At 57.7% G+C, this 15636-nt stretch carries 14 protein-coding genes and 1 other RNA gene; 6 read left to right on the plus strand and 9 right to left on the minus strand.

Annotated features, from left to right (window positions below; all coding sequences use genetic code 11):
• Nucleotides 1-308 precede the first annotated feature (308 nt).
• Nucleotides 309-1112: an HNH endonuclease gene (locus HBO11_RS26475; protein ID WP_169955098.1), complete on the plus strand. Its 804-nt coding sequence runs from the start codon at nt 309-311 to the stop codon at nt 1110-1112.
• Between the two features lie 73 nt (nt 1113-1185).
• Here the strand turns inward: HBO11_RS26475 and HBO11_RS26480 are convergent, their stop codons facing one another.
• The 6 genes from HBO11_RS26480 to HBO11_RS26505 all read right to left on the minus strand — a co-directional run bounded on the left by HBO11_RS26480 (nt 1186) and on the right by HBO11_RS26505 (nt 9485).
• Nucleotides 1186-3057, minus strand: coding sequence for a DUF2075 domain-containing protein (locus HBO11_RS26480; protein WP_169955097.1), 1872 nt, complete (start codon nt 3055-3057; stop codon nt 1186-1188).
• 24 nt (nt 3058-3081) lie between these two features.
• Nucleotides 3082-3465, minus strand: a complete 384-nt coding sequence (locus tag HBO11_RS26485) for a nucleotide pyrophosphohydrolase (RefSeq protein ID WP_169955096.1) — start codon at nt 3463-3465, stop codon at nt 3082-3084.
• A gap of 482 nt (nt 3466-3947) precedes the next feature.
• Nucleotides 3948-4341, minus strand: a transfer-messenger RNA (tmRNA) gene (ssrA, locus tag HBO11_RS26490).
• A 102-nt stretch (nt 4342-4443) separates the two neighbouring features.
• Nucleotides 4444-4728, minus strand: coding sequence for a hypothetical protein (locus HBO11_RS26495; protein ID WP_169955095.1), 285 nt, complete (start codon nt 4726-4728; stop codon nt 4444-4446).
• Between the two features lie 101 nt (nt 4729-4829).
• Nucleotides 4830-7664, minus strand: coding sequence for an FAD-binding and (Fe-S)-binding domain-containing protein (locus HBO11_RS26500; protein ID WP_169955094.1), 2835 nt, complete (start codon nt 7662-7664; stop codon nt 4830-4832).
• A 126-nt stretch (nt 7665-7790) separates the two neighbouring features.
• Entirely contained in the window at nt 7791-9485 is a 1695-nt protein-coding gene (locus tag HBO11_RS26505) for a lactate permease LctP family transporter (RefSeq protein ID WP_169955093.1), read from the minus strand.
• Between the two features lie 260 nt (nt 9486-9745).
• On the opposite strand from HBO11_RS26505, the gene HBO11_RS26510 reads away from it, so the two are divergent.
• Nucleotides 9746-10513: an FCD domain-containing protein gene (locus HBO11_RS26510; RefSeq protein ID WP_070994380.1), complete on the plus strand. Its 768-nt coding sequence runs from the start codon at nt 9746-9748 to the stop codon at nt 10511-10513.
• Nucleotides 10514-10579: 66 nt separating this feature from the next.
• Here the strand turns inward: HBO11_RS26510 and smpB are convergent, their stop codons facing one another.
• The gene (smpB, locus tag HBO11_RS26515; protein WP_029299012.1) at nt 10580-11062 is read right to left on the minus strand and encodes an SsrA-binding protein SmpB; all 483 of its coding nucleotides are present in this window, start codon (nt 11060-11062) and stop codon (nt 10580-10582) included.
• 168 nt (nt 11063-11230) lie between these two features.
• Here smpB and HBO11_RS26520 point away from each other — a divergent pair, with 168 nt between their 5' ends.
• Nucleotides 11231-11665, plus strand: a complete 435-nt coding sequence (locus tag HBO11_RS26520) for a type II toxin-antitoxin system RatA family toxin (RefSeq protein ID WP_032862891.1) — start codon at nt 11231-11233, stop codon at nt 11663-11665.
• A complete protein-coding gene (locus HBO11_RS26525; protein ID WP_169955092.1) occupies nt 11658-11972 on the plus strand; it encodes an RnfH family protein in 315 nt (104 codons plus the stop codon). Before HBO11_RS26520 ends, HBO11_RS26525 begins: the two co-directional genes overlap by 8 nt.
• Before the next feature lie 61 nt (nt 11973-12033).
• On the opposite strand, the gene HBO11_RS26530 is transcribed toward HBO11_RS26525, so the two are convergent.
• Nucleotides 12034-12561: an outer membrane protein assembly factor BamE gene (locus HBO11_RS26530; RefSeq protein WP_169955091.1), complete on the minus strand. Its 528-nt coding sequence runs from the start codon at nt 12559-12561 to the stop codon at nt 12034-12036.
• A 98-nt stretch (nt 12562-12659) separates the two neighbouring features.
• Here HBO11_RS26530 and fur point away from each other — a divergent pair, with 98 nt between their 5' ends.
• Complete coding sequence (fur, locus tag HBO11_RS26535) at nt 12660-13064, plus strand: ferric iron uptake transcriptional regulator (protein ID WP_038448157.1); 405 nt, start codon at nt 12660-12662, stop codon at nt 13062-13064.
• Nucleotides 13065-13149: 85 nt separating this feature from the next.
• Here fur and recN read toward each other — a convergent pair whose 3' ends face one another.
• A complete protein-coding gene (gene recN, locus HBO11_RS26540; RefSeq protein ID WP_169955090.1) occupies nt 13150-14823 on the minus strand; it encodes a DNA repair protein RecN in 1674 nt (557 codons plus the stop codon).
• Between the two features lie 232 nt (nt 14824-15055).
• Here recN and grpE point away from each other — a divergent pair, with 232 nt between their 5' ends.
• A complete protein-coding gene (gene grpE / locus HBO11_RS26545; RefSeq protein WP_169955089.1) occupies nt 15056-15625 on the plus strand; it encodes a nucleotide exchange factor GrpE in 570 nt (189 codons plus the stop codon).
• Nucleotides 15626-15636: the final 11 nt, after the last annotated feature.

Raw genomic sequence — 15636 nt, forward strand, 5'->3', positions numbered from 1 at the left:
AGCACGAGGCCTGCGGCCTCGCGTTTGAATTCAGCGGAAAAGGAACGACGTTGTTTTGTCATCAGACACCTCTAACTGGCGAGCATTCTCGCCTAAATGGGTGTCCGGTTTCATTAGACCACTACAAATCTTAAATTTTTGCTGGAATACCAATTGGAATACCGCTCTACCGGGCGATACTCATCACGATCGGTGGTATGAGTTCACCAGAGCGGAGCTGACGTTAAGCAAGGATGTAAATCTTAAATATCTTGTAAGAAACTTCCTCATTTTTGGTAGGCTTTTGCCATCAGTCTAGAGGAAATGGAATGCCCGCAGTCATCGTTGAAAACGACACATCGCAATGGCAAGACGAAACCGGTGCTGTCTATCACTTCCCCAAGCGGTACCAAGCCTGGCTTGCTGAAGGAACCGAAGTGATCTATTACAAAGGACGCATCAAGGACAAAACCTTTGCTTCTGTCCGCCTCAGCGCCGATCCGCATTATTTTGGTATGGCACGCATCGGCAAGGTCTACGCAGACCGGAGGAGTGATAAGGGTGACCTTTTTGCTTTGATCGAAAACTTCACTCCGTTTGAAGGCGCTATCCCCTCGAAAATTAACGGAGTGTACCTAGAGACGATTCCCGCTACTCGAGTGAACAACTATTGGCGTGACGGGGTTCGGTCCATTTCCCAACTGGATTACGATGCAATCCTAAGTCATGCGAAGCTCCTGTCTTCCCAGGCTGACCAGGTCGCACCAAATTTCGAAGGCGATCCATTGACCTTTGAATCGGCCAATGAAGGCAGCAAATTAAGTTACTTTGGAACCCGCTACGAGCGCCGGAAAGATCTGAGGGTGAAGGCCATTTCTATCCACGGCCTTGACTGCAAGGCATGTGGCTTTGATTTCGAACAGGCGTACGGCGAGCACGCGAAGGGGTTCATTCACGTTCACCATATAGTGCCGATTTCGGACTTTGGTAGTGAGAAAGCCGTGAATCCTGAGACTGACCTCGTTACGTTGTGCGCGAACTGTCACGCGATGGTCCATCGCAAGCGGCATATGACTCTGAGCGTTGATGAGCTGAAAGGAATGTTGCGCGGGCGATGGGTAATCGAGCCTTAGTTTTCTACTGTGTTCAACCTACGTTTTTTTGTGAGGCTGAATCCTGGATAGTGACATCCTACCGGCGGGCCCATCAGCCGTTACTGTGCCTGGCAAGTCGGCTCTCAAAGTATTGCGCGGTCTCCTGATCAGTACAGTATAGGTAGCAGCCTTTCATCCCACGAGTCATCAATGTTCGATACGTGTTTTTGATGATCAGGTCTGTATCTTGCTGCGCCAGAGCAGGTTGCTCCTTCATCAACTTCTTCCAGCCACGAATCGATTTGTCGTTCTTATCTCGCTCATGCGGCGACGTTACCACCTGCCCATCACGCACGACCAGATCTGGTCCGATGATCACTCCAATATAATCAACTTCCAGCCCTTGGCAGGTGTGGATACAACCGACCTGTTCAATGGAGTTCTCAGCGATGATCCACAAGCTGCCATCCTGATCCAGATTCCATTGGCGTGCGTAGTCATTGCCGATAACGATGTCAGTGGCCTTGGAGTCTTTCTTGCTGAGCCAAGGCCAGCAATAGCCCGCGACCACACGAGCCTTGTTTCCATGGTTTTTCTCGTCAATGGCGTCATGCAGCGCCTGAGGTGAGTCGAATACCTTGAACTCGTACTCCGAGATGTTGAGCGTCGGATTTGCTGTCGAGCGAATGCCAAGCACGTCATCCAGCCATGCCATGTAACCGTCAGAACCACTGCAGCGAAACTGTGAAGACAGCACATATTCCTCGACCACAGCACCCTTGGCTTTGGCAAAGGCGCGTATTGCCTGCTTGCTGCCTATGTCGCTCAGGGTCACACGCTGATCTTCATCGATGAAGAAAATTGAGCATTTCGCTGATTCAATCAGCTCCTTGATCTGGTTTTCGCCAAGGTTCCCATAAAGCCCGCTTTTCTCATTCAGCCGGTGGGCTTCGTCCACGATAAGCGCATCGAATGTGTTGGGCTGAGTGTCGATGAACGCCCCAGAGCCTGAAAAGAAATTCGAGAAATGGCTGCGTTTGATGGTGCCAACCAGTTTGCTTTCGTAGACCTTGCGTGGGGCGGCATTCTTCGAGACATATTTGCTTAACAGCCTCAAATCTGTGAGCCTCACCAGTAAATTGATAGCCAGAACAGTTTTCCCGGTGCCCGGGCCCCCCTCAATGATCAGCACCTTTGGTGCCTGGTCCGAGGCTTCGCTTGCTGCCGCAAGCGCTGATTCAAAAACTGCTTTTTGATCGTCAATCAATACGAACTCTGGCTTGCCTGTCATCAGCCCTTCGAGGGCCTCGGCTAGCGCTTTGGACGGACGGATTTTCCCATCGGACAGTTCGTAGAGAACCTCTTTGTTGTCGCCGTGAGCAATATGCTTTTTCAGGAAGCTTCTGAGTTTGGTGAGCTCCTCCGGCCCTTTCAGGAACAGTGGGGCTTTGCTGATGTGGGGCTCGTAGTGAGCTGAGTCGATGATGCCGTCGCTGACGTAGTTATGAAGGTAGGCACACGGACGGATCTCGATGCTTTTGTCATACACCGCCTCGTTGAAGCCCTCCAGCAGCGCGGCGTATGACCATACTTGATAGGACGGGTGAATGGTCTCAACGAGGCCACCACCCAATGCTGTTTTGACGATGGCATCCTTGGTAGTGGCGCTGGCCTTGCTCCATTGCTTTAATTCGATCAAGACGGCTTTTTTTGCCTGATTTTCGTCGCGACCGGTGAGCAGAAAATCGATGCGCTTCGACGACTGCGGAATGTGCAGCTCAATGGCCAGGCCCGCGTCGCTCGGCAGGCCTTCATCCCTAAGGACCTTGGCCATATACGTTAGAGATCCTTGCCACGACCTGATTTCCGACCTGCCAACGGTCTTGCCGGTGGCTTCCTTGAAATGCCTGAGGATCACCTCCTCAATGTCATCGTTATCGTTATCTTTTAGAAATTGCTGTTTGGTCGCAGCGTAAACGATCACGGGCTGTCCTTAGATTCGAGTTGTTCAGAGTCGGTCGTACTTTTTGCTGCTGCTTTTGGCTTTATCCACGGGGTACTTCTGGCCGTTCGAGGCAAGTTTCCGTGTCACCGCCTCATTGAGGTCGATGCCGAGCACGCTGCTCAGGCGAACCAGATACATCAGTACGTCCGCCAATTCGTCTTTCACGGCTAGACCGATTTCGGGATCTTTAGCTACGGAGAGCGAATCGGCATCGCTCATCCATTGGAAAATCTCGCACAGCTCTCCTACCTCGCCAGTGAGCGCCAGGATGAGATTTTTTGGGGAATGGAACTGCTGCCAGTCACGATCATCTGCGAAAAGCTGAAGGGATGCGGCAAGTTTCACTACGTCAACCAATGGCGCGGATGAGCTGTCTGAGTCACTCACGGGGCTATCTCTTGGGTATCAGTGGGGGCAAAAAATGTGTAGGAAAATCGACCTTGGATTGTAGGAGTTTTTGTTGTTTGCGCGGGTTTTTTTTGTGTTTTTCTCTCATATGCTGTGTGCTGGCCGAATTGCTTGCCAGCGTTCGCTATGTCCTTTGAGCGTGGCAAAGTGGGCCGGCTACAAACAGGTCTTCCAGTGCTTGTCGGCGGGCGTAGCTCAGTTGGACGCGGCGACCCTCATGCCCACCGACCAGCTTCCTTTTCTTCACCCTGTTCGTTTGTTTGCAGATAGAGCAGCAGCACTTTTCAGAGGGGGCTGACGCTGTCCCATTGGTGTTCGGTCGGCAGGACGCCGGGGGAGGTGTTGGTGAAAAGCTGCTGAGACGCGCCAATATCGGCATTGGTCCACAGCGATTTTCAGCAATATTCGGTACTCCAGATACAGCGAAGCCCGCACTGGGCGGGCTTCTCTGGTGTTTCAATTGGTGGAGCCGGGGGGATTTGAACCCCCGTCCGCCAGTACTCTGCTGTCGGTACTACATGCGTAGCCGTTTCTATTAAGTTAACCCTCAGCGACCCGAAGGGCAGGGTGCTTTGGGCGAGTTGTGTAAGTTTTAGCCGCTTCGTCCACAACGTACTGCACGGCGATTCTGTTCTATATGACAATCACTTTGGGTTTACAGACATCCCCTGATGATTGCTGGACCCGAAGGTACCAGGAGGGAAGGGCTAAGGCTGCTTACGCAGCGAGAGCGTATTCCCCGTAGGTTTCGTCATTGGCAACTATAGAAAGTTGCAACAGTGGATTTACGAGTTCTGTTACCAACTCGGCATGCACCTAAAGGTTCGCAACCGGCGTCGAATCCTAAACGGCCCCGTGCTTGTTGCTCGATGTGATCGTGAGCGACAAGCCTGCGCAGTGTACGTCAAACGGTCACAGAAGGCCAACCCGAAAGGTTGGCCTTGAGCGGTTGGCGGGTTATGGGTTGCCGCCTTTGTCCAGGTTCTGCAGGTCTTGCAGGGCCTTGGAGGTGATCTCGATACACTTCTTCTCATCACCGGCCGTGTGGGCTGCCTTGGCTTGGGAGACGGCAGTGTCGATCTCGCCGCTTTTGCCTGTGCTGTCAGTGGCGAGCAAGGCCTTGCTGTTGTTGATTTTATCCAGGTTGATCTGGCACAGATCTGCCTCGTTACTTGCGGCAAACACGGGTGAGGCCAGCATCGCAGCGGTAACGAATACACCAGCCAGTACGGAACGCTTCATGGGTATCTCCTTGTGCAAAGAGGTCTCGATGCTGCGCGGTACGTGCGGGCAGCCGGCGAGGTCATGGGTCGGCCCCGGTTGCCCGGGGCTTAAGCAAGTGACTACGCCAGTGCGCAGGGGTTCGTTTTTATTGCGCGGGCCTGGGTCACCCGGTCAACCAGGTAGACCAGGCCGTGGTAATCGATCCCACCGTGCTGGGTCAGACCGATCTCACAGGTGCGGCTGGTGGAGATGCCTTCGCTGCAGTACTGCACGGCGTCCTTGAGGGAACGCAGGGAGTGGGCGTTGAGTTCCGGCGTGGTGAAGCCTTTATCGCCGGCGAACCCGCAGCAGTGGATGCCTTCGGGGATTACCACGTTGTTGCTGCAACGCCGGGCGAGGTCGATCAGGGCCTGGCTTTCGCCCAGGTGCTGGGTGCTGCAGGTGACATGCACGGCAATCGGCGCGTCCTGGGGGGTGAAGTCCAGGCGGTCCATCAGGTGGGTGCGGATAAAACGGACCGGGTCGTAGAGGTCCAGGCGTGTTTGCCCCAGGTCCTGGACCAGGCGCAGGGTGCAGGGGCTGGTGTCGCAGTAGATCGGGTCGAGGCCGCCACGGCTGGCGTGGAGCAGGGCGCCGATCAGTTCCTGGCGCTTGTGCTCGGCCTGTTCGGCGTAGCCTTTGGAGGCAAAGGGCTGGCCGCAGCATAGGCTGTCGGGATTGTCCGGAATGACTACCTGGTAGCCGGCTTTTTCCAGCAGGCCGCGGGTTTTGTCGTACAGCGACATTTGCTCTTTGTCGCCGGCTGCCGGGCCCATTGCCCGCGATACACAGGCTGCGAGGTAGACCACCCGTGGGCGTTCATCGTTGACGGCGGGGCTGAAGCGGATGGCTTTTTCTGGCTGCGGCATAGCGCTGGTCCACTGCGGGATTTGCCCCTTGGACAGCTTGGTCACGGAGGCTGAGAGTTTCGCCAGGCGGGGTGCGCCGAGCAGCATGCGTGCGCCGTTGGCCACATGCAGGGTGAAGCGTGCACCTTGCAGCGCGGTGGAGAAATGGCTGGCCAGCCACTCGGCGGTTTTCGTACTGCCTGCTTCACGGCTGCGCAGTTTTTTCACCAGGTCGCCGGTATTGATGCCTACCGGGCAGCGCTGGGCGCACAAGCCGGTGGCGGCACACGTGTCGATGCCTTGATAGTGATACGCCGCTTCCAGTTCGGTGGTGTCGATGCCCGCGCGTTTGCGTGCCTGGATATCGCGCCAGATCACAATGCGCTGGCGCGGGCTCAGGGTCAGGCCCTTGGAGGGGCATACTGGCTCGCAGAAACCGCACTCGATGCACTTATCCACAATCTCGTCGGCGGCCGGCAGCGGCTTGAGGTTTTTGAGGTGGATTTGCGGGTCTTCGCTGAGCACCACGTCCGGGTTGAGAATGCCGTTGGGGTCGAGCAGGCGCTTGAGCTGCCACATCAATTGGTAGGCATCGCTGCCCCATTCCAGTTCGACGAAGGGCGCCATATTGCGCCCGGTGCCGTGCTCGGCTTTCAGCGAACCGCCGAACTCCACGGCCACCAGTTGCGCCACGTCATCCATGAACGCCTGGTAGCGTGTGACTTCTTCCGCGCTGTTGAAGCCTTGGGTGAACACAAAGTGCAGATTGCCTTCCAGGGCGTGTCCGAAAAGGATGGCTTCATCGTAGTGATGCTTGTCGAACAACTCGATCAAGCGATTCACGCCAATGGCCAATTGCTCTACCGGGAAGGTCACATCTTCGATGATCACCGTGGTGCCCGTCTTGCGTACGGCGCCGACGGCAGGGAAGGTGTCCTTGCGGATTGCCCACAGGCGTGCGTTTTCCAGCGGGTCTTCGGTGAAGTCGACTTGCTTCTCGACCGGGAAGTCGGCCAGCGAGGCCATGATCAGCGCCAGTTGCTCATGCAGCAATGTGGACGAGGCTGCACGGGATTCGATCAATAGCGCGCAGGCACCTTCCGATAGCTGTTGTACGAAAGCGGGCATGCCGGGTTTGTCCTGCACCGAGCGCATGCTGCGTCGGTCCAGCAACTCGACCGCCGACACGGGCTGGGTTTTCAGCACGGTCACGGCGTTGCAGCAGGTTTCTACATCGGGGAACACGATCAGGGCCGATGCCTTGTGGGGGTGATCGATCACCGTGTCGTAGGTCACTGCGCTGATAAAGCCTAGGGTGCCTTCGGAGCCCACCAGCAAATGGCTGAGGATATCCAGCGGCTCGTCGAAATCCACCAGGGCATTGAGTGACAGGCCGGTGGTATTTTTCAGACGGTATTTATGGCGGATTTTTGCCGCCAATTCAGAATTGGCCCGGGTCTCGCGGCCCAGGGTGGCCAGGCGCTCAAGCAACTGGCTGTGTTGCTCGCGGAAGGCCGCGACGCTGGCGGCATCCTCGGTGTCGAGACGGCTGCCGTCGGCCAGCACCAGTCGAATCCCGGCCAGGGTGTGGTAGGTGTTCTGGGCAGTGCCGCAGCACATGCCGCTGGCATTGTTGGCGACAATTCCGCCGATCTTGCAGGCATTGATCGACGCCGGATCCGGGCCGATCTTACGCCCGAACGGCGCAAGCCAGGCGTTGGCCTGGGCCCCGATCACTCCCGGTTGCAGGCGGATTTGCGTACCTTGGCCCCGAATCTCGCGGCCGTTCCAGTTATCGCCGAGTACGATCAGCACCGAATCGCTGATGGCCTGGCCGGAGAGGCTGGTGCCGGCTGCACGAAAGGTCACTGGCACGCGGTCGCGTTGCGCCAGTTGCAGGAGTTCGACCACCTCATCTTCCGATTCGACGCGGATCACCAGCTGTGGGATCAGTCGGTAAAAACTGGCGTCGGTGCCGAAAGCCAGGGTGGAAAGAGGATCGTCGAAGCGCCGATCTTTCGGGATCAGTCGTGCGACAGCATCAAGGAACGCGATGGGCAGACTCATGGGTCCTCCAGGATCAGCAGCACCCAGTCTGGGGAGCCTGGACGCCACGGTCCAGCAGACTGGGTTGTGAATAGCTGACGCCGCAAGGCGGCTGCGGCGTCGGTTCTTACGGTATTGCCTGTGGTCTTAATGCACCAGCATGCCGGTGAACCAGTACGCCTGGGCGTAGGTAATCAGGCCGACAATCGTGGCGAAAAACAGACTGTGCTTGAGGGTGAAGCGGAACAGGTCGGACTCCTTGCCCACAAGGCCGGTCGCGGCGCAGGCCACGGCGATCGATTGCGGGGAAATCATCTTGCCGGTCACGCCGCCACTGGTATTCGCCGCTACCAGTAGGGTGTCGTTGACGCCGATCTGGTGGGCGGTGGTGGCTTGCAGGGAGCTGAACAGGGCGTTGGACGAGGTATCGGAACCGGTGAGGAACACGCCCAGCCAGCCAAGGAACGGCGAGAAGAACGGGAATGCCGCACCGGTGCCGGCCAGTACCAGGGCCATGGTCGAAGACATGCCGGAGTAGTTGGTCACGAACGCGAACGCCAACACCATGCCGATGGACAGGATCGGCCAGCGCAGCTCGTAGAAGGTCTCTTTCAAAGTGGTCAGACCAGTTTTGAAATTGATCTTCAGCACCAGCATGGAGATCAGTGCGGAGAAGAAAATCGCCGTGCCGGTGGCGGAAATCGGATCCAGCTTGAACACCGCGGGGATGGCGGTCGGGTTGGTGACGATCGGCGCAACCTTGATCACCATCTGGTCCAGGTGCGGAATCGCAAAGTTGAACACCCAGCTGTACATCGAGCCGCCGGCGGCGAACATCGCCTTGAACGGCTTGAGGGTCCAGATGGTCACCAGCACGGTCAGGATCAGGAACGGCGACCAGGCCTTGAAAATTTCCATCAGGCTGTAGGGCGATGCCACGGAAGTGCGCGGCTGGCCGAAACCGCCGACGCTGCCGGTGATCGAAACGCTGGAGGTGGCGCCAGCAATCTGTGCGCCCGCAGTGCGCTTGGGCTGCCAGACTTTCAGGAACAGGGTCAGGGAAATCAGGCTGGCCAGGGCCGAGGTGATGTCCGGCAGTTCCGGGCCGATAAAGTTGGAGGTGAAGTACTGGGTAATGGCAAAGCTCAAGCCGGCCACCAGTGCCGCAGGCCAGGTTTCCTTGACGCCGCGCACACCGTCCATCATGAACACCAGCCAGAACGGTACGAACAGCGACAGCAGTGGCAGTTGGCGGCCGGTCATGGCGCCGATCTTGAAGGCGTCGATGCCGGTGACCTGGCCAGCCACGATGATCGGGATCCCCAGGGCGCCGAACGCCACTGGCGCGGTGTTGGCAATCAGGCACAGGCCGGCGGCGTACAGTGGGTTGAAGCCCAGTCCTACCAGCAGTGCGGCAGTAATCGCCACGGGTGCGCCGAAACCGGCGGCGCCTTCGAGGAATGCACCGAAGCAGAAGCCGATCAGCAGCACTTGCAGGCGCTGGTCATCGGTAATCGACAGCACGGAGCTGCGGATCACTTCGAACTGGCCGCTCTTTACCGTCAGTTTGTAGAGGAACACTGCGGCGACGATGATCCAGGCGATTGGCCACAGGCCGTAGGCAAAGCCGTAGCCGGCAGCGGCGAATGCCATGTCGACCGGCATCTGGAAAGCGAAGATCGCCACCAGGATCGACAACGCCAGGGTGATGCTCCCCGCAACATGGCCTTTGAGGCGAAACACCGCCAGGGCCAGGAAGAAAAATACGATGGGAATAACGGCGGCCAGTGCGGACAGGCCAAGGCTGCCGAGTGGGCTGTAAAGCTGTTGCCAGGTTTGCATATGGGGTGGCCCCTAATTGTTGTTGGTCATGCATGCTCAGCTGATTTGGGTAATTGGTAAGACCAATTTACAATCGCTGATGGCTAGGTTAAGAGCCTTCGGGGTGATGTGTCAATTTGCCGCCTGAGAAACTTTGGTCGCATGTCGGCGGGCGCGGGGTCTGATCGGTGTAATCAAAGGGGCTCTGATAGGTGCCGACAGCGCGGCAATAGGCCAGAATAGAGGGCCCGGCGAGTGGCCGGGATCGTGGAGAGTCAGTTATGGCGTTTGATCAGGTGCGTCAGCGCCGTTTGTCCGACGATATTGTCGAGCAGCTTGAGGGCATGATCCTTGAGGGCACGTTGAAGTCGGGCGAGCGATTGCCAGCCGAGCGCGCACTGGCTGAACAGTTTGGTGTGTCGCGGCCGTCGTTGCGCGAGGCGATCCAGAAGCTGGCGGCCAAGGGGTTGCTGGTCAGTCGCCAGGGCGGCGGCAACTATGTGGTGGAGACGCTGGGTTCAACCTTCAGCGACCCATTGCTGCATCTGCTGGAAAACAACCCCGAAGCCCAGCGTGATCTGTTGGAGTTTCGTCAGACGCTCGAGGCGTCTTGCGCCTATTACGCGGCGTTGCGCGCCACGGAAGTGGACCGTGAGCGGCTGACGGCAGCCTTTGATGCCTTGCAGGATTGCTACACGCGTGACGATGAGGTGAGCCGTATTGAAGAGGGCGCGGCCGATGCCAGGTTTCACTTGGCTATCGCCGAAGCGAGCCACAATGCGGTATTGCTGCACACTATTCGCGGTTTGTTTGATCTGCTCAAGCGTAACGTGGTGACCAATATCGGTGGCATGTACCAGCAACGCAGCGAAACCCGCGACATGCTGATCAATCAGCATCGCGACTTGTACCTGGCGATTATCGAAGGGCGGGCGGAACAGGCGCGGGAAGTTTCAACACGTCACCTGCTGTACGTGCAGGAAGTGTTGGAAGAAGTGCGTCAGGAAGTCCAGCGCATGGCGCGGGCGGAGCGGCGCAAGGGGATGTGACCGGCAGTTGCGGCGCAGGGAGCAGGCTCCCTGGCCACACGGGCTCGCATCAAGGGCCGGGGAAGATCAGTCTTCCTTGCCCTTGTTGCGTACGGCGCGCTGCAATTCCCGATTGGAGTCGCGCTCGCGCTCGGTATCACGCTTGTCGTATTCCTTCTTGCCCTTGCCCAGTGCGATCTCGCACTTGACCAGGTGCTTGCTCCAGTACCACGACAGGCAGACGCAGGCGTAGCCCTTCTGTTGTACGGCAGCGGCGAGCTTTTCCAGTTCGCGGGCATTGAGCAGCAGCTTGCGCGTACGCACCGGGTCGGCAATCACATGGGTGCTGGCGGTCATCAACGGCGTGATATGACTGCCGAGCAGCCAGGCCTCGCCATCCTTGAGCAGCACGTAACTGTCGACCAGCTGCAACTTGCTGGCGCGCAGACTTTTTACTTCCCAGCCGGCCAGGACCAGACCAGCCTCGAACCGATGTTCGATGAAGTAATCGTGTCGCGCCTTTTTGTTCTGCGCGATGGTCCCTGTTGGGTGTTTCTTTTGTTTAGCCATAGGGGCGGCATTATAGGGAGTTGCGAGCGTGTCGGCTACGGTCAACCTGCGTGCTTGAGCGTGTTGGACGAATCCCGGACAATACCGCCAGGTTTCTGGTTTTTTTCTCTCGCGAATCGGGCAGTCTTTTCGCGATGTTTGCCGCTCAGCTTCGGAAATAACGTTCCCATGACGACGCATATTCAACGCTCGGCCCTGCTGCCTTATCCGGCGCAAGCGCTCTATGACCTGGTCAACGACGTGGCGAGCTACCCGGATTTCCTGCCCTGGTGCTCCTCATCCACGGTATTGGAGAGCAGCGATGAGCATATGCGTGCGAGTCTGGAGGTGTCCAAGGGCGGGCTTGGTCAGAAGTTTGTGACGAGCAACGTCCTGGTGCCTGGTCGATCCATCGAGATGAATCTGGAAGAGGGGCCGTTCACTCAACTGCATGGTGTCTGGGTATTCAAGCCATTGGGGGAGAAGGCGTGCAAGATCAGCCTGGACCTGACGTTTGATTACGCAGGCTCCATCGTGCGGGCGACCTTGGGGCCGCTGTTCAATCAGGCGGCGAACACCCTGGTGGATGCGTTTTGCCAGCGCGCCAAGCAACTGCATGGCTGAGTCCATGATTGAGATTGAGGTGGTCTGTGCGGCAGTGGATCGCCAATTGTTGTTGAATCTGGCGGTTGCGCCGGGGACGAGCCTGCGGGCGGCGGTGCTGGTTTCAGGTATTGCGGCTCAGTTTCCTGAACTGGATGTTGCCAGTTGCCCCTTGGGAATTTTCGGCAAGGTTGTGGCGGATGCTGAAACGCGTAGCGTGCAGCTCGGCGATCGCATCGAGATTTATCGCCCTTTGTTGGCGGATCCCAAAGAGGTAAGGCGCTTGCGAGCGGCTAAAGCAGCCGAAGCGCGACGGCAAAATCCATAACCTGCGAAATAGCAGGCAACAAAAAGCCCGGCATGCCGGGCTTTTTGTTGAGCGATGCAAATTATTGCGGGCCTGTATCCAGAGGTTCTGGTGTTGGCACCGGAACGGTTTCGACGCTGTCGATATCTTTCTGGATGGTGTCCAGCAAGGAGCCAGGCTTGGCCGGCACTTCGGACTTGGGTTTTTCAGCATTCTGCGCTGGCGCAGTGACGCTGGTCCCGCTGTCCTTGCCCAACAGGGCTTCATCGCGGCTTACGCCAGGCATGAAGTCGCCGGAAAGGCTGACGAGTTGGTCATTGCCATTAAAGATGACACTGACGCGCTCCTGTTGGCGTTCCCCGCCTCCAGGCTGCAGGCTATAGAGATAATCCCAGCGATCGGCATGGAATGTGTCGGTCAGCAGGGGATTGCCCATGATAAACCGTACTTGCCGTCGGGTCATTCCCGGGCGTAACTGGTCTATCATGTCCTGCGTGACGACATTGCCCTGCTGGATGTCGATTTTGTAAACCCCGGGGAATGAACAACCGGCGAGTGCGAGCAGTCCCACAAGGGTGAAACTGGTTAGCAAGAGCTTGGTGTTTTGCATCGGTGGGCGACTTCCACTATCTTGGCTGGGACAACGTAAACGCCGATCATACCCGTATTAAGAGAAGCTGCGAAGCAGCATCCGCGAGAAAGCTAACCATGGTTGAAAATAGCGAACTACGCAAAGCCGGTCTTAAAGTGACTCTGCCACGAGTCAAGATTCTACAAATGCTCGATTCCGCCGAGCAGCGCCACATGAGTGCCGAGGATGTCTACAAGGCACTGATGGAGTCTAACGAGGACGTCGGCCTGGCCACGGTTTACCGTGTACTGACCCAGTTTGAAGCCGCAGGGCTGGTGGTTCGTCATAATTTCGACGGCGGTCATGCAGTGTTTGAACTGGCTGACGGTGGTCATCACGACCATATGGTTGACCTGGATACCAATGAGGTAATCGAGTTCACCAGTCCTGCAATCGAGAAGCTCCAGCATGAGATCGCTGAGCAGCACGGATTCGATTTGGTGGACCATAATCTGGTCCTGTACATACGTAAGAAAAAGTAAGAAAGCTACGCAGATTCGCTCTGCGAAACGATCGAAGGCGACCTTAGGGTCGCCTTCGTGCTTTCTAGCGAGGGAAAACTCGCGATCAGGCCTTCGCCGTCACCACCATTTTCTTCGCATGGGCCAGGGACTCCTTGGTCAGATCGATGCCGCCGAGCATGCGCGCGACTTCTTCCACGCGTTCGGTCTTGTTCAACTTGGACACAGCGGTGTGTGTGGCATCACTGCCCCGCACCTTATGCACAAACAGATGCTGATGCCCCTGGGCTGCCACCTGGGGCAAGTGGGTAACGGTCAATACCTGCCCGCGCTCACCGAGGCGACGCAGCAGTTGGCCGACAATTTCCGCGGTTGGCCCGCCGATCCCTACGTCCACTTCGTCGAAGACCAAGGTCGGTACGCGAGAGGTCTGGGCAGTGATGACTTGGATCGCCAGGCTGATCCGTGACAACTCGCCACCAGACGCCACCTTGGCCAGTGCCTTGAGGGGTTGGCCCGGGTTGGCGCTGACCAGCAGTTCGACTTGCTCAAGGCCGTTGGGCTGCAGTTCATTGCCGCTATTGGCGTGTAGCTCGATGGTGAAGCGCCCGCCGGGCATGCCCAAACGCTGGATTTCCTGTTCCACCGCGCAGGCCAGTGCAGTTGCGGCCTGGTGTCGCAGGTCGCTCAGCTCCCGCGCTTTTTCCTGGTAGTGGCGGGCGAAAGAGGCCAGTTCATCACCCAGGCGCTCAATGGATTCATCGTTGGCGTTCAGGGTTTCGATCTCATCCAGCAGTTTTTGCTGCATGGCTGCGACTTCTGTTGGTTGGATCCGGTGTTTGCGCGCCAAGGTATAAATAGTGTCGAGGCGTTCTTCGATCTCTTGCAGGCGAGCCGGGTCGGCATCGAAGTGGTCAAGGAAGCGGTTCAACTCGCCAACCGCCTCTTCTACCTGGATCTGCGCACTGGTCAGCAGTGTGGTGGCTTCATTTAGTGAGCCGGAGCCGCTGTTTACGCTCGACAGGCGGTTAAGGCTTGCCGTCAGTGCGTTCAGCACATTGCCGGAGTCACTTTCGCTGCATTGCTCGACAACCTGGCGGCAGATGCCCAGCAGGGTTTCGGCATTGGTCAGGTTCTTGTGTTCCTGCTCCAACTGTTCCAGTTCGGTTTCGCCCAGGCCCAGGCTTTCCAGCTCTTCCAGTTGATAGCTGAGGAGTTGGTGGCGGGCCCGTTGTTCGTCGCCGGAATTGGACAGGCGCTCCAGTTCCAGGCGGGTCTGGCGCCAGCGCTGCGCGGCCAACTGCACTTGGCGAGCCAGGTCGGTGGCGCCGGCGTACTCATCCAGCAGGCGGCGGTGGGTGTCGGTTTTCAGCAGGGATTGATGCTCGTGCTGGCTGTGGATGTCGATCAACAACTCGCCGAGGGCCTTCAGGTCGCCGAGGGGGCAGGGCGTGCCATTGATGTAGCCTCGGGAGCGGCCTTCGGCGGTGATCACGCGGCGCAGGATGCATGGGCCGTCGTTGTCCAGGTCACGTTCGGCGAGCCAGGCGCTGGCTTCCGGGATATCTGCCAGGTCAAAGGTCGCCAGGATATCGGCCTTGTCTGCACCCGGGCGAACCACGCCACTGTCGGCGCGATCGCCCAGGGTCAGGCCCAGGGCGTCGAGCATGATCGACTTGCCGGCGCCGGTTTCGCCTGTGATTACGCTCATCCCGCGATCCAGTTCAAGATCCAGATGCTCAACGATGGCGTAGTTATGTACGGACAGGTGAACCAGCATAATGGCTGCTCCCAGGCTTTAGGTCTGGTTATTTATACAGTGTTTTGTTTGGCGCTGACAATCCTGCGGCTTAGCTCAATTTGCTTGGATGGCGATGTTTTTTAGCGCGATGTGGAATGTGCGGGAAAGTGTCGGTCAGGACATGTCGGCCCTTGAACCTGGAAATTGTGGCCCCATATACCGGAACAGAAGCGCGAGTTGAGTTCGCGCAGGATTTTGAAAGGAGAAAACTATGGCTGACGAACAGACGCTGGATACGCAAAACCCAGACGCCAACCAGGCCTCGCAGGCAGCGGGTGAAGACCTGGTGGCTCGTGTGCAGGTGCTCGAAGAGCAACTGGCAGGCGCTCAGGATCAGGCTTTGCGTGTTGCTGCCGATCTGCAGAACGTCCGCCGCCGCGCCGAGCAGGATGTAGAGAAAGCCCACAAGTTCGCGCTGGAAAAGTTTGCCGGTGATCTGTTGCCGATCATCGACAGCCTGGAGCGCGGCCTGGAGCTGTCCAGCCCGGACGACGAAAACATCCGAGCCATGCGCGAAGGGATCGAACTGACCCTGAAAATGTTCCAGGACACCCTGAAGCGTTATCAGTTGGAAGCCATCGATCCACAAGGCGGCGAGCCGTTCAACGCGGAGCATCACCAGGCCATGGCCATGCAGGAAAATGCTGACCTTGAGCCCAATAGCGTGTTGAAGGTGTTCCAGAAGGGCTACCAGCTCAACGGTCGCCTGTTGCGTCCGGCGATGGTGGTGGTGAGCAAGGCTCCCGCACCGGTTTCGCCATCGATTGACGAGCAGGCTTGAAATCGTTCGTA

Source organism: Pseudomonas sp. WS 5010 (genome assembly GCF_012985565.1).
Lineage (GTDB): Bacteria > Pseudomonadota > Gammaproteobacteria > Pseudomonadales > Pseudomonadaceae > Aquipseudomonas.